General features: G+C 55.7%; 12 protein-coding genes. 3 read left to right on the top strand and 9 right to left on the bottom strand.

What is annotated here, in order from left to right; translation table 11 throughout:
* Positions 1–34 precede the first annotated feature (34 nt).
* The 6 genes from mhpT to mhpB all read right to left on the bottom strand — a co-directional run bounded on the left by mhpT (position 35) and on the right by mhpB (position 6,123).
* On the bottom strand, positions 35–1,252 hold the full coding sequence (gene mhpT, locus ACMGGN_RS16050) for a 3-(3-hydroxy-phenyl)propionate transporter MhpT (RefSeq protein ID WP_023383537.1): 1,218 nt from the start codon (positions 1,250–1,252) through the stop codon (positions 35–37).
* 266 nt (positions 1,253–1,518) lie between these two features.
* Entirely contained in the window at positions 1,519–2,529 is a 1,011-nt protein-coding gene (gene mhpE, locus ACMGGN_RS16045; protein WP_060492623.1) for a 4-hydroxy-2-oxovalerate aldolase, read from the bottom strand.
* Positions 2,530–2,540: 11 nt separating this feature from the next.
* Positions 2,541–3,479 (bottom strand): acetaldehyde dehydrogenase (acetylating), encoded by a 939-nt coding sequence (locus ACMGGN_RS16040; protein WP_414156108.1) that lies wholly within the window; start codon positions 3,477–3,479, stop codon positions 2,541–2,543.
* 12 nt (positions 3,480–3,491) lie between these two features.
* Positions 3,492–4,286: a 2-keto-4-pentenoate hydratase gene (gene mhpD / locus ACMGGN_RS16035; protein ID WP_023383534.1), complete on the bottom strand. Its 795-nt coding sequence runs from the start codon at positions 4,284–4,286 to the stop codon at positions 3,492–3,494.
* 11 nt (positions 4,287–4,297) lie between these two features.
* Positions 4,298–5,155 (bottom strand): alpha/beta fold hydrolase, encoded by an 858-nt coding sequence (locus ACMGGN_RS16030; RefSeq protein WP_023383533.1) that lies wholly within the window; start codon positions 5,153–5,155, stop codon positions 4,298–4,300.
* 23 nt (positions 5,156–5,178) lie between these two features.
* Positions 5,179–6,123 (bottom strand): 3-carboxyethylcatechol 2,3-dioxygenase, encoded by a 945-nt coding sequence (gene mhpB, locus ACMGGN_RS16025; protein WP_060492665.1) that lies wholly within the window; start codon positions 6,121–6,123, stop codon positions 5,179–5,181.
* Between the two features lie 329 nt (positions 6,124–6,452).
* Here mhpB and ACMGGN_RS16020 point away from each other — a divergent pair, with 329 nt between their 5' ends.
* Positions 6,453–7,118 carry a GntR family transcriptional regulator gene (locus ACMGGN_RS16020; RefSeq protein WP_414156107.1) on the top strand — a complete coding sequence of 222 codons (666 nt, stop codon included), beginning with the start codon at positions 6,453–6,455 and terminating at the stop codon, positions 7,116–7,118.
* Here ACMGGN_RS16020 and ACMGGN_RS16015 read toward each other — a convergent pair.
* The 3 genes from ACMGGN_RS16015 to ACMGGN_RS16005 are packed head-to-tail and all read right to left on the bottom strand — an operon-like array spanning position 7,113 to position 9,751.
* Complete coding sequence (locus ACMGGN_RS16015; RefSeq protein ID WP_414156106.1) at positions 7,113–8,030, bottom strand: transporter; 918 nt, start codon at positions 8,028–8,030, stop codon at positions 7,113–7,115. The two genes, ACMGGN_RS16020 and ACMGGN_RS16015, sit on opposite strands and share 6 nt — an antisense overlap.
* 20 nt (positions 8,031–8,050) lie before the next feature.
* Complete coding sequence (locus ACMGGN_RS16010; protein WP_414156105.1) at positions 8,051–8,590, bottom strand: cupin domain-containing protein; 540 nt, start codon at positions 8,588–8,590, stop codon at positions 8,051–8,053.
* A gap of 45 nt (positions 8,591–8,635) precedes the next feature.
* Complete coding sequence (locus ACMGGN_RS16005; protein WP_414156104.1) at positions 8,636–9,751, bottom strand: alcohol dehydrogenase catalytic domain-containing protein; 1,116 nt, start codon at positions 9,749–9,751, stop codon at positions 8,636–8,638.
* Between the two features lie 2,647 nt (positions 9,752–12,398).
* Here ACMGGN_RS16005 and ACMGGN_RS16000 point away from each other — a divergent pair.
* Positions 12,399–12,887 (top strand): GNAT family N-acetyltransferase, encoded by a 489-nt coding sequence (locus ACMGGN_RS16000; protein WP_060492630.1) that lies wholly within the window; start codon positions 12,399–12,401, stop codon positions 12,885–12,887.
* A gap of 114 nt (positions 12,888–13,001) precedes the next feature.
* Positions 13,002–13,274, top strand: a complete 273-nt coding sequence (locus tag ACMGGN_RS15995; RefSeq protein WP_060492631.1) for a hypothetical protein — start codon at positions 13,002–13,004, stop codon at positions 13,272–13,274.
* Positions 13,275–13,370 lie beyond the last annotated feature (96 nt).

Genomic DNA, 13,370 nt, shown 5'->3' with positions numbered 1-13,370 from the left:
CTTCTTTCTTGTTTTTGTGATGACGCAATGCCGCTCAAACCACCGAAGGGCTCAGCTCAGGGCGTTTCTTCAGCGACGAGAGATAAAGCAGCGAGATAGCCGCCAGAACGATGCCGGGCGCCGAGGCCAACATGACACCGCCTGCACCGGCTCCAAGGACCATCATTTTTCCTACGACAAGTGGACCTGTCATTGCACCGATACGACCGACTGCGAGTGCTGCACCGGTCCCGGTAGCCCGACCATTGGCGGGATAGAACTGAGGAGCGAGGGCGTAGAGGACGCACTGGCCACCCGTTGTGAAAATGCCTGCCAAGAATCCTGCGCCGATCATGGTAGGGAGTGAGGCCGCCACTGTGAGGCAGGCCAAAGAAATCAGGATGCCCCCATATACCAGCGCCGACATGGCCCAGATAGGCAGGCGATCCATGGCAACGCCGAGCATCAAGGTACCCACGGCCGCGCCGAGCTGCATGGCCAATACTACGACGCTTGCCTCGCTCGGCTTGAATCCCTGTCCAATCAGGATGCTTGGCAGCCAGTTGATCAGGATGTAGGTGACCATCAGTGTGAAGAAGAAGCTAACCCACAGGAGCAGGGTTTTCTTCAGTGCACCGCCTTCAACCAAGATGGCTTTGGTGGAGGGAACTTCGATCGTGGTGGTGGCAGCAATCGATTGCTTGTACACGTCGGGCAGGAAGAGAACCAGCAAGGGAACGATGACCAAAGGGACCACGCCGCCGACGTAGAAGACGAGCTTCCAGCCAGCCCCGAAATCCAGCAGCCCAATGGCGGCTGCCAACGCGGCCCCCAGCGGTACACCGCAATACATCAAGCTGACTGCTGTGCCTCGCATGCGCTCACCAGCAGCCTCAGATGCGAGTGCAATGAGGTTGGGCAACGATGCACCCAGGCCCACACCTGTCAGGAACCGGGCGAATAGCAACGCGCCGAAGCTCCAGGCTACCGTTGTGACGAGAGAGAAGATGCCGAACAGTGCAACAGAGGCGATGAGCACTTTTTTCCGGCCATAGCGATCAGCCAGACGGCCGCCAACGAAAGCCCCTGGAAGCATACCCAGGACGCCAACACTGAAAACCCAGCCCATTTCCAGCTTATCCAAGCTGTACTCGGCAGACATGCCGTGGGCCGCAATTCCTGGTGCTTGGAGATCCAGGCCTTCCATCAGTGCAACGAGGAAGCAAAGCGCGATGGTGATGAAAAGTTTGGTCTTATCGGTTTTATCAGTCATAACGACCCCCTCCGAAGCCCTTTGAAAGGTCTTCAGAAATCACATGATTGTGGTTTTAGTAACGCCAGTGATGTGGAACTACATCAGCTCAGTAATCACTCAAGAAAGAGTGAGTAGGTGGGCTGATCACTGCGTGTTCGGAGGTGCTGCGAGTCGGGAGTCTGCGAGGCATTCATCTGGTGATCTCTCTTATTGTTGTGTCATAGACCCCCTCCCTTACGGGAGGGGATTGCTGCAGACAGCTTGCGTGGAGCTGTCTGCGAACCTCAGCGCTTCAGCAAATCCAATGCGACGTCGACGATCATGTCTTCCTGGCCGCCAACCATGCGGCGTTTGCCCAGCTCGACCAAGATGTCTACTGCTTTGATGCCGTAGCGAGCAGCTGCAACTTCTGCATGGCGAAGGAAGCTCGAATACACACCGGCGTAACCGAGCGCGAGAGTCTCTCGGTCAACACGTACCGGGCGGTCCTGGAGTGGGCGAACCAGGTCATCTGCTGCATCCATCAGGGCGTACAGGTCAGTGCCGTGGTTCCAGCCCAGCTTGTCTGCGGCTGCAATGAAAACTTCCAGTGGTGCATTACCAGCACCGGCGCCCATCCCCGAAAGACTCGCGTCGATGCGGTCACAGCCTTCCTCGACGGCGACGATCGAGTTGGCTACGCCTAGGCTCAGGTTGTGGTGCGCGTGGATACCGGTGTGAGTGGCCGGATCGAGCACCGCTTTCACTGCGCGGAAGCGCGCTCGGATATCATCCATATTCATCGCGCCGCCGGAGTCGACGACGTAAATGCAGGTGGCACCGTAGCTTTCCATCAGTTTTGCCTGCTGCGCGAGCCCTTCGGGGGTCTGCATGTGGCTCATCATCAGGAAGCCTACTGTGTCCATACCAAGCTCACGGGCGTACTCGATGTGTTGCTTGGAGACATCGGCCTCGGTGCAATGGGTGGCGACACGGACAACGCGAGCGCCCGCGCTATAGGCAGCTTTGAGGTCGTGCAAAGTACCGATGCCTGGGAGCAGCAACGTTGCAATCTTGGCGTGCTTCACTGCGTCGGCGGCAGCTTCGATCCACTCGATATCGGTGTGTGCGCCAAAGCCGTAGTTGAAGCTGGAGCCTTGAAGGCCGTCACCATGAGCGACCTCGATCGAATCGACCTTGGCGGCATCCAGTGCTCGAGCGATTGCTTGGACCTGATCCAGCGAGTACTGGTGACGAATAGCGTGCATACCATCACGCAGGGTCACGTCCGAAATGTAGAGCTTTTTACCGTTCATATCTGCGCTCCTCAGGCTTGGCTCATCGACTGCGCCATGCGCTCGGCGGTAGCCAACGCAGCAGAAGTCATGATGTCGAGATTGCCTGCGTACGATGGCAAGTAATGGGCAGCACCCTCGACCTCCAGGAACACAGAGGTCTTCAGGCCACTGAATTTTCCTTGGCCGGGAATGTTCAGTGGGGCAGATTCAGGGATGACTTCAAACTGCACTTTCTGCTTGAGGCGGTAGCCGGGGACATACGCATTCACTGCGGCAACCATTTCTTCAATGGAGGCCTCAACCTGATCCTGGTCCGCTGCTTCAGACAACACGTAGACGGTGTCGCGCATCATCAGAGGAGGCTCAGCCGGGTTCATGATGATGATGGCTTTACCTTTGGCTGCGCCGCCAATTACTTCGATGGCTTTCGAGGTGGTTTCAGTGAACTCGTCGATGTTCGCACGGGTGCCAGGGCCTGCCGATTTGGAGGCAATTGATGCGACGATCTCTGCGTAATGCACTTTGGCAACACGCGATACTGCAGCGACCATCGGAATAGTTGCTTGCCCGCCGCACGTGACCATGTTGAGGTTCTGCGCGTTGACATGCTCTTCGAGGTTCACGACCGGCACGCAGTAAGGGCCGATAGCTGCTGGAGTTAGGTCGATCACACGGATGCCCGGCTTGCACTCGCGCAGCAAGGCGTCGTTTTTGACGTGAGCACCGGCACTGGTTGCATCGAATACGAAATCGATGCCAGCAAACTCTGGCATCTTTACCAGCCCAGCTACACCTTCGTGAGTGGTCGCCACGCCCATCCGCCCAGCGCGGGCAAGACCGTCCGAGGCCGGGTCGATACCAACCATAACTGCCATTTCCAGGTGCTTGGAATTGCGCAGGATCTTGATCATTAAGTCGGTGCCGATGTTTCCGGAGCCGACGATGGCGACTTTGCGTTTTGTTGTCATTTTAGATCTCCATCACTCGACACTGAACGACACGCCGACTCGGCCAAGGCCATCGATCTCGGCTTCAAAATGATCACCTGGGCTTACGCCAACCATCGGCCCTAATGCACCGGTGAGGATGATGTCACCTGCTTTCAGTGGCTCACCAAACTCAGCCATTGTGCGGGCGAGCCAAACGGCCGCGTTCAGCGGGTTACCCAGGCATTCAGCGCCACTTCCGGAGCTGACAAGTTCACCGTTTTTCGAGAGGCGCATCGTTGCACCCCGCAGGTCAAGCCCGTCGATGCGCTGTGCAGGACCACCGAGCACAAAGCATCCGCTTGATGCGTTGTCTGCTACGGTGTCGGCGAACTTGATGTTCCAGCCCTCAATGCGGCTGCCGACAATTTCAAGCGCCGGGAGTACCCAGCCGGTAGCAGCGATGACATCTGCGAAGGTTGTGGAAGCGCTAGGGAGGTCGCGTTCCAGAACCAGTGCAATTTCTGCCTCGATTTTGGGCTGCAGAACACGTTCGAACGGAACCACTTCGTTGTCGCCGTAAGCCATGTCAGCGAACAGGCATCCGAAGTCCGGCTGGTCTACGCCCAACTGGGCCTGGACTTTGGGATTGGTCAAACCGATCTTGCGGCCAACCAGGCGTTGTCCATTGGCGATGGCGTAGGCTTGGTTCAAGCGTTGAATCGCATAGGCACTTTCCACGTTTGTGGCGCCGATGACGTCACGCAGTGGTCCAACTGGCTCGCCCTTTCCTTCAGCTCTGCGCAGATCTGCCGCCAAGCGCTCAAGGGTCTCTTGTGTGATGTTCATCGTGACCTCGATCAGTGGGTGAGGAAGTCGAGAACCATGCGGTTGAACGTGTCCGCGTGTTCCCATTGGGCCCAGTGGCCGCATTTGTTGAAGACATGCAGTTGTGAGTTGGGAATGCCGGCAACCAGGCGCAGACCGGTGTCCATCGGCACAAAGCGGTCATTGCGACCCCAAACTACGAGGGTCTCGGCCTGAATCTCGCCGAGGCGATGGCTGAAGTCAGGGAACTGCTTGAGGTTCGCAGCGAGGCTCGCGGTGAAGTTTTCGAGGTGGTCTTTTCGAGCCAACATGTTGTCCAGGCGCGCTTGGAACAGTTCCTCGGTGAGGTCGCTGGTGTCGTAGACGAAGATGTTCATCATCTTCTTGAGGTTTTCGATCGTTGGCTCGCGGTACAGACCGTTGAGCAATTTGATGCCTTCAGTCGGCATTGATACGAATGGGCTGACCCCACCGGTGCCACCGCCCATCAGCACGAGTTTGCCTACGCGCTCAGGCCAGGTCAGCGTGAAAGCTACGGCTGTATGGCCACCCATGGAATTGCCGAGCAAGTGCACCTTGTCCAGGTCAAGCTTATCGACCAATCCTTTCAGAACGCGGGCATTGAGATCGGAGCGAGAGCCGGTGCTGACGATCGAATCACTTTTACTCCAGCCAGGGCAGTCCATGAGGATGACCCGGAAGCCAGCCTCTACAAGCGGCTCGATGTTGCGATTGAAGTTGGCCCAGCCGCTCGCACCAGGGCCAGAACCGTGCAGCATGACAACCGTTTCTTTGCCTTCACCGCAGTCGTTGTAATGAATATTCAGATCCAGCTCGCCGTCTTGGATGCGAACGAATTTGCTGGTGCCTTTTTCAGTAATTGCAGTCACGATTGAATCTCCGTGAAGGTGTGTTAGCGCTGAGAGTGCGCACTGATTGAGCCGAAGCCTGCGATCCACTCTGGGATCTCTCGGTAATAGCGATCTGTCGCGGTGTATGCGCCGTGGGCAGCGAGCGCTGAGAAGGCTGCGACCCAGGCCTTGACCTCATGCGTGGATTTACCGGCCAATTCGGATAGATGTGCGTTGGGAAGGTGATCCAGGTCGCTCAAAAGGTCCTGTTCAACAACGTCCAAGAAGTACTGATCCCACTCGGGATTCAGCGGATGCAGGGTGTTCTGGTCTTCGACAAACCGCTCAGCTGCGATGACCACTCGTTGAGTGCGGGCGTTGCGCTCGTCTTCTGGCAGATTGCGTCCACTGCCCATGAGCCGATCAGCCATCCGGGCATCAACTTTGGCTAACTCTGGAACTGGTGGTTGGTGTGAAAGGCCTCCCGATCCCAGGAATAGCACCCGCTTGTTCAGGGTGCGGGTGAATCGACCGACTGCATCACCCATCAATCTGACTCGCTCGAAGGTAGGCAGAGGCGGGGCCACGCAGTTCACGAAGATCGGCAAGACCGGATATTTGTCTAAACCGCCAAGAAGGAATTCGAGCGGTTGAGCGAAGCCGTGGTCGACCTGCATGCGATACGAAACTGGCATGTCGATGCCATTGCTCAGCAGAGATTCAGCGCAAGCTTCCGCGATGGATTTGGGGACAGAAAGGGTGCCGGCGAGCGAGCCGAAATCGCCGATGGCTTCAGCGGCCATGCCCAGACAGAAAGGGGGCATGACATCGTAGAAGAAACCGTTGTAATGGTCTGGAGCGAAAAGCACCACGAGCTCAGGATCGAAAGCGGCGATGCGTGCACGGGCAGCGCGGACCACCTCATCCACTTCATCGAGCACGTTCTTGGGCGGATCGAAATGCCCAATGAGGGGTGTGTGCGATAGGCAATGCAGGTAAGCGTTCATCGATACGAAACCTTTACGTCGTGCCCCAGTGCCGGCCGCCTCGCACTGGGACGGCATGAGCGTTTTCCTCAATGCCTTACAACGGCAGAGGGGCAACGCCATGCAGGTAGATTTGTTTTTGTCTGCCTAATCATCATGCACGCTAGAATGCTAGCATGCAAGCTTGGCGATGCCCGCTCATCGTCGGATGGATCCTCGCCATGGGAACTGGGTTGCGACGGATGACGAAGCGATGGGTGCAAAAATCTGGTTTACTATCCGAAATGCTAGTATGCAAGCCATTTAGCGAATTGTTGAACCGCGCACTCAGCCCCAGGAAAACCACAACGATGCAAGTGGCAAACAAGAAGACCGCTATTTACCAGCACATTTTGGAGCGGCTGCTGAATCGTAGGTATGCGTTCGGCGAGAAGATCCTCGTAAAAGAAATTGGCGAGGAGACTGGTGTCAGTCGTCAGCCAATCATGACCGCACTGAACAGCCTGCAGGAAAGGGGCTTTGTGGTGATCACGGCCCAGGTTGGATGTGAGGTCGTGCACCCTACACGGTTGGAGGTCGATGACTTCTACCAAATGTTTGCGAACAACGAAGCGCTTATCGCCGGGCTTGCTGCTGAACGTGGCTCCCCTGATGAAGTGCTGCGTATGTCAGAGCTTAACGACAAAATTAGAAGTATCAATCCAGCTCACAGCGATGCTGCAGACAGTTATCGAATTTTAAACGTCGAATTCCATCGTGTGCTGCATGCAATGGCGAAATCGCCAATACTCTCGGCACGCCAGGTAGCAAATTTCGAGCTGTCCGACTTTTTCATCGTGCAGACCTGTGGCTTTCAAGTGCATTTGGGTGCTGCTACTGATGAACACGATGAGATTATTGCAGCGCTGAAAACGAGGAACAAAAAGGCCGCAGCCAATGCGGCTGCGAGCCATATTCACAGTGTGGCGAAGGACGTCGTGTCTAAGATGTCTGAGGAAGCGAAGCTCGCCTCATAGTGGGAAGGCGAACTCAAGCCACACCGAGTCGCCTTTTGGGCCGTTTTTGACCGCGGTCTCACGCATCCACTTGAGGACGACTCCTGACTTCTGATCGAACGCATAGAAGATCTGTGGGCCAACGGCGAATTTGCTCAGCCGATTCCCATCATCGAGGTCACCATGGTCGTAGCGATCGTCGGTGACCTGCTTGGTGTAATAACCCACCAAGCCTAACTGAACCTTGGGATTGGACTGCAGCCTGTAGCCGAGCAGGTAGTCAACGTTGAACACGTTGCCTGAGCGATAGTCGGTGTCGTCGTTCTTCGCATTGATAGTGAAGGTCGGTGCAATGGACACCTCCCAGTTAGGGTGGGGGAACCAGGTCAGGTCGAATTCTTGGGTATAGCTCGCATTTCCTGTAGGGCTATTCGCTAACTTATTGCCGTCATAGTTTCCCAATGGGACGAAGGCGCTGAATCCCGTTAGCAAATGCAAATTTTCGGAAGGCGAATAGCCGACATACAGAGGGGTCAGATACAGCTGCCTGAAACCGGAGTCTGTATCGCTATTTCCGAATGCCTCAACCTTGATCTTGTTCGCTGATCCGATGATTCCGCTGCTCAAAGTAACGCCGCTATCGAATTTCACGTCCCATGTGTGCACTACTCGAATGGCTTGAATAAAGTTTTCCAAGCTGAATCCGGGTACCGTAGATTTGCCGCTGTTATCTTTAAAGCTGTCCGCCTTGTAGTAGGCGGTATAGCTGTACAAAGAGGTTTCACCTGGGGGAGGCAAGATCGCCGGAAGAACGGTCTGTACACCTAGCGGCCAAACGGTATCTCCATTTTCAGTTCCGTAGCAGAGCGAAGTAACGAGCAAAGAGCATCCGAGCGCGCTGGCAACGCCAGCGCGTGTTACATAACTTTTCATTGTTATTATCCTATGTATTTTTACAGCTTGGTGTGGGCCCCAATAAGGACGAATGTAACCAGCGCAGGTTCGGTGCCAGGGTTTCGCCAAGCATGGATATTACCTTGCTGCACCACGATGTCTCCGCTCGCAAGCTCCCTTATCTGGCCGTCGTCCAGTTCGAGAACGAGAGGGCCTTTGACCACAATGCCATAGTCAATTGTCGGAGAAGCGTGCATACCTGGTCGCTCAGGATCGAAGCATTCATACAGTCCGAGTAGGTGGCGTTGCTGCTCAGCATCAGCCTCCTCGGGATTGAAATCCGAGGACTGGAAGATTGAGTCAGGCGGGAAACTCACCGCCAGACACTTTGTTTCTCCAGGCCCAGGCAGCAGGGAAGAGGTGGCTTGAACTGGGTCGTCAAATGCTTCAGGAACGGTCGGAGACGCCACCGTGTGCCAAATTAAAGAGGTAGCGAATCCCGGAACCTTTTTGTATTCATAGGTCTGAGGCGCCAGACCGTCGGAAAGGAACACAGCTTTACCATTCTGCGTACCTGCAACCACTCGTCTCACTTTCATGTTCGGTCTCCGATTGAGCGCCGCCCGATCGAGCGGCGCTGCGGTTCAGGTCAGGCTGGGGTTGATTACAACGTTGGTGAAACCGCCTTTGCGGTCTGCAATTGCATCCATTGCCTCGTTGACCTGTTCGATTGCGAAGACCTCCTGGTCGAAGATCGACAGATCCAAAGTGCCAGCGGCAGCCATTTCGGCCATGTCCTGACCTTCTGCCACAGTGAACCAGAGGGAGCCGATCACGCTGATCTGGAAGCACATGAGTTTGAACATGGGGACCGGCAGATCCTCAGACATACCGCCGATATCCACCATGCGACCGCCGCGGCGAAGGGCACCAATCGCCTCAACGGTAAGTTCGTGAGGAGCGCCAGGGCCAACCGCATCAATGAAGACGTCAGTACCGAGCTCATCAGTGTGCTTACGAACCCAATCACCCAGTGGCTCATCGCCGACAGAAATAGTGAAGATGCGATCTGGGGCGAGAGCGCGAACGCGCTCCAACAATTGGCGGTTGCGAGCCATCGCGAAGATTTTTGTAGCCCCCATCGCCAGGGCAAGCAGGACGGCTCCAAGTCCGAGCGTACCGGTGGCGCCACTGATCAGCACAGACTGGCCAGAGCACACGCCAGCTTTGCGAAGGGCCGAATAGGCGGTGCCGAGATAGCCAAACCGGCACCCTTGCTCGAAGGTGATAGCTTCCGGGAGCTTGACCAAGCCCGACGCCGGCGCGGTCATGTATTGGCACAGTCCGCCGTAGGGGTAGTCTTCAAAGATTTCTTGGGAGCCTGGGCCAAACCCGAAGTAGCCCTGGAAGGTAAATGCGGTGCAGTTGATGTGCTGACCGCGCAGGCAGGCATGACAGGAGCCGCAGCTACGGCCGGGGTTCACGTAAACCCGGTCTCCGACTTTGATGCCGTGCACGCCTTCACCCACTTCTTTAACAATGCCTGCGGCGTCCAAACCGTAGACCGCTGGCAGTTTAGGGAGGGGGAGGTAGGGGAACCAGGTGGAGTAGCTCTCGATGACATTGCGAAGGTTAGGCACCAAGTTGCAAGCCTTGACCTCAACAACTACGTCGTGTGCACGTGGTTTCGGGACCTCGATCGAGTCGAGCTGGAAGGTCGGGCCAACCTTATGCAAACGGGCAGCTTTCATCATACTCATTTTCTATTTTCCTTATTTTCATTGGGCCAGAGGCCGTGGGCACTAAATAGGCAGACACCTCTAGCTCAAGAAAGCGAAAGGACTTAACTGCTTGGGAAAACGATTCGGGTAAGACCTGCGATGATGGCGGCCTTTGGAGGATCGCTTCACGTGGAGAAATAACGTGAAGGTAGAGGGGGCTTTGCACGCAATGCTGACCATGATGGGCACCGCTTGTTTGTATTTATGAACACATCATGCATCACTGGAATGCTAGCATGCAAGATGTCTTTCGATGGACGGAGCCAGTTTTGGCTGCTCCTGTTCGAAGCGCGTATTCATGGTCTCGATGGCGAGTGAACTGTGTCGATGCGTATCACTGGGATAGTGCAGCCCTTTGGGTCGCAGGTCGCCCATTTCCCGGCAGGGCTTCCTCACCCTATGGCTTCAATGGGTACAGCACCATCAGGGGCGCATGGCGGTCAGCAAGCACAGCAGAGCATTACCAATAACGAGCCGCGTCCGAGTCGGTCGAACGCATCGTACTGCTGATCCGCAGCCCAGTGTAATTGCACAAACCCAACAGCAGTAGCCAAGCGTACTTGCTCGGCATACATGAGCCCTGTGATGGTGCAGCGCTCCGAAAGGACTGAAAAAAATCTTAGGGTAGGTGAAAAGCCACGGTTGGCATTAGGAGGTGAAACTTGCGAGCTACCGGTCTGCTAACTTAATGAACTTTCCAGTGTAGGAAATGAAGTTAAAGTAGGCATAGTGCTGATACGCTGAATCTAGTGGCAGCCCGATGATGATTGGTATTCGCAATATGAGGTGACTGGCCTTGCATGGTGTGCCGCGCATGAAAAGCTATCAGAATTCCTTTCCGTAGATGGCCAGGAACCCTTACAGAAATTCAGCTTCTGAGGGGCATCAATTCAGTTTCTCGGGATTTCGTACAGAGCCTAGAGTTGTTCCAGCGCTGACACCTGCCTGCAGCACGGCTCACAAGAGCGCTGATTGCCCTCTCCCTCACCGAGACGACCTGTGTCTTACGGCAGTGCTGGAGTGTTTTTTTAGCGTGTGGCTGTGTGGTTCGGCAGATGCGACTTCCATTCGAGACGCCTGTATCCATATACATGATGGCGCATACTAGCATTTCACTTCACTGGCGAGGAGGCACGGTCCTCGTTCACTGCCCGAGACTGGAAATCGCGCCAGGCAGCCTGCTTTAGGGTCCCGAGACTGGTCTTGACTATCAGAGTCGAGCCTTTCGTTGCCTTGAGGTACCGGATAGCCGATGGCGGGCCTGGGGGGGCCGGGTGCTGCAGGTCATAAGTGCTTATCAGTCGCTGGATCGACTAGGAGGTTCAATGGCGGATCGTTGCACAGTGGTAGCCGAACCCTGTATACCGGGGGAAGGACGCCTGCTGGCGTTCGCGAAACCGCCTAGCTCCGAACACGCTGGGCCGAGACCGTAAGTAAGGCACGTTTTTCGTGCTTGAGGTGCGTAGGCAGTATGAGCAACTTTTTTTGGCTACTGGGTGCGTTCGCACTGTTTGTTGCGGTTGTATGGGGATGGATCAAGTGGTCGCGTCGGGGGCAGCGGAAGATCTCGAAGGCAGCCGACAAAGGTTGGGAGGAGGCTGGTCGAAAGTTCTAGCGCGAACCCAGCGCAATCCAATGGAAAATCAATCAGTCGTGACTAGGACGGAAGCGAGGAGAAGCTAATGGGGACGCAGAGGATTGATGACAAGCACGACGTGACCATGCGACCACCCGATAAAATCGCACCTAGGCATTACCGGTGCGAAGCAATCATTGGACTAACCAATGGCTCAATGACGAACTCTCGGTTCATTGGTGAGGGCTCTACGGCAGCGCAAGCCGAGAGTGCTGCCCTTGGCAAGGCCCGGTCTGCTATCCATGCTGGACAGGTCAAGTATCGTGATGCCACTCCTTTCGCTGAGTAGGAACTATGGAGCAACCCCCAACCCCAACCCCATGCCCTGACCCAGAGCCTGGCGCAGTGTTCTTCCGTATCTACCAGGATCAAACCTTACGTCGGATGTACGAGCTGAGCAGAACGAACCGGACCTTTCAACCCTTCCTGCTGAGCGATGGTGGCTATCCCATGGATCTCGCCCATTGCGTACGTGGGCAGCGCTATTGACCTTCGGGTGGAAACCGCGCTTGGTTTAGTTGCTCAGTTCCAACCCGAACCACACCCGGTCGAGCCGGGATAGAGGAAAAATGCCACGGACTTACCCTCCAGGATACTGCCCTGATAAATGCTCTGGTGGTCAGTCGGATCGTCAAATGACCATACAGGAGGGGTTGTTAAACATGCTCCCAGATGGGGTTCGTGACGTGATTGCTGCCAACGGCGGTGCTAAGCGCTGCACATACTGCGGCCTGGTCTATTTGTCGGCAGGCCTGCAATGCGGACGCCGCCTCGGATTCTGGAATTCCGGAGTTCGAGGCCAAGGCTGGGCAACGTAGGGTTGATCTCTCGGATGCACCCAGGCCTGGGCCTTATGAGCCAGGGTAAATCCGGGCGTTCTCTAGTTGAATCGAAAAGCGTAGACACAGTCACAAAACCGTCTAGGCCAAGTTGGACGCCGACCACGGCGGAACGCCATATAATTCAAAGTGAAACAGGGAAAGTCACTAAATGTCAGTTATAGTCGATCCTCACATTGGTTTTCTAAGCTTCCAGGAAGCGGTGAGGGCGGGGAGAATTCAACTTGCAAAATGCGACAGTCACGCAAATCTCTATATGTTTCATGACACCCCAAAACCTGGTGTGCAACGTCTGACTTATGCGCTTGTAACGGGGGCAATGGCGACAACCTACGCCGTTTACGTTTTGGCAGAGCCCCTGAATGGAAAGCCTTGCTTCGGGTTAGGTTACGCGACGGATAGCGAGTATCGGGGGCAAGGTCTTGCGACAGAGGTTGTCCAGGCAAGTATGGCCGAATTGCAAAAAAATATGGCGCCGAGACTTCGTTCACCGGGCTTCTATGTCGAAGCGATCATTGGTGCTGATAACCTAGCTTCGCAGATCGTCGCGACACGCACTCTCAGTGGGCAACCTAAGCAAACGACGGACAAAGAATCGGGACAGCCAGCGCTCCAGTACGTGAAGCTGCTCGACGGTTAAGCGCGAGATGGAAAATTTCGCTATGCCCGAGCCTCGGCCCTGAAACACGAGGCCGTAAAGGCAGGCGACCATGATGAATAATGGCAATCCTGGCACTAAAAAAGGACGCGCACTATGGAATACCACGGTCTAGCCGATCTGACTCTCAAATACAGATCGCTCGGCGGCGAAAAGTCCGCTACCTGCAGTGGCATTACCGTGCAGCTATTCAGAGAGCCGAACTGGCGGTGGACGGTGATTTTCCACGACCCGACCAATCAGGCTCCACTCGACGGACTGATCCGCGCCGTCGTGAGGCTGCCCGATGGCCGTAGGCTTGAGGGCGCCGCCGAGCGAACGCCCAACCTAGGCGGTAATTTCACCCTGATTGAAGACAGAGAACGTTGAACGCGAGTATCGCAAGGATTGCCTTCCGATCGCGCCCGAGGCTGACATGACCGTAGCGCCCCCTACTCAAAGTCTTGTGCTGCCTCGGCGATGCAA

Source organism: Pseudomonas sp. BNK-30 (assembly GCF_047456185.1).
Classification (GTDB): Bacteria; Pseudomonadota; Gammaproteobacteria; order Pseudomonadales; family Pseudomonadaceae; genus Aquipseudomonas; species Aquipseudomonas putida_E.
This window is presented reverse-complemented; position numbering and strand designations above follow the sequence as displayed.

What these genes read in the sequence shown, in the direction of transcription:
- mhpT (WP_023383537.1), bottom strand. Translation starts at nt 1,252, where the DNA reads ATGACTGATAAAACCGATAAGACCAAACTTTTCATCACCATCGCGCTT.
- mhpE (WP_060492623.1), bottom strand. Translation starts at nt 2,529, where the DNA reads ATGAACGGTAAAAAGCTCTACATTTCGGACGTGACCCTGCGTGATGGT.
- ACMGGN_RS16040 (WP_414156108.1), bottom strand. Translation starts at nt 3,479, where the DNA reads ATGACAACAAAACGCAAAGTCGCCATCGTCGGCTCCGGAAACATCGGC.
- mhpD (WP_023383534.1), bottom strand. Translation starts at nt 4,286, where the DNA reads ATGAACATCACACAAGAGACCCTTGAGCGCTTGGCGGCAGATCTGCGC.
- mhpB (WP_060492665.1), bottom strand. Translation starts at nt 6,123, where the DNA reads ATGAACGCTTACCTGCATTGCCTATCGCACACACCCCTCATTGGGCAT.
- ACMGGN_RS16020 (WP_414156107.1), top strand. Translation starts at nt 6,453, where the DNA reads ATGCAAGTGGCAAACAAGAAGACCGCTATTTACCAGCACATTTTGGAG.
- ACMGGN_RS16015 (WP_414156106.1), bottom strand. Translation starts at nt 8,030, where the DNA reads ATGAAAAGTTATGTAACACGCGCTGGCGTTGCCAGCGCGCTCGGATGC.
- ACMGGN_RS16010 (WP_414156105.1), bottom strand. Translation starts at nt 8,590, where the DNA reads ATGAAAGTGAGACGAGTGGTTGCAGGTACGCAGAATGGTAAAGCTGTG.
- ACMGGN_RS16005 (WP_414156104.1), bottom strand. Translation starts at nt 9,751, where the DNA reads ATGAGTATGATGAAAGCTGCCCGTTTGCATAAGGTTGGCCCGACCTTC.
- ACMGGN_RS16000 (WP_060492630.1), top strand. Translation starts at nt 12,399, where the DNA reads ATGTCAGTTATAGTCGATCCTCACATTGGTTTTCTAAGCTTCCAGGAA.
- ACMGGN_RS15995 (WP_060492631.1), top strand. Translation starts at nt 13,002, where the DNA reads ATGGAATACCACGGTCTAGCCGATCTGACTCTCAAATACAGATCGCTC.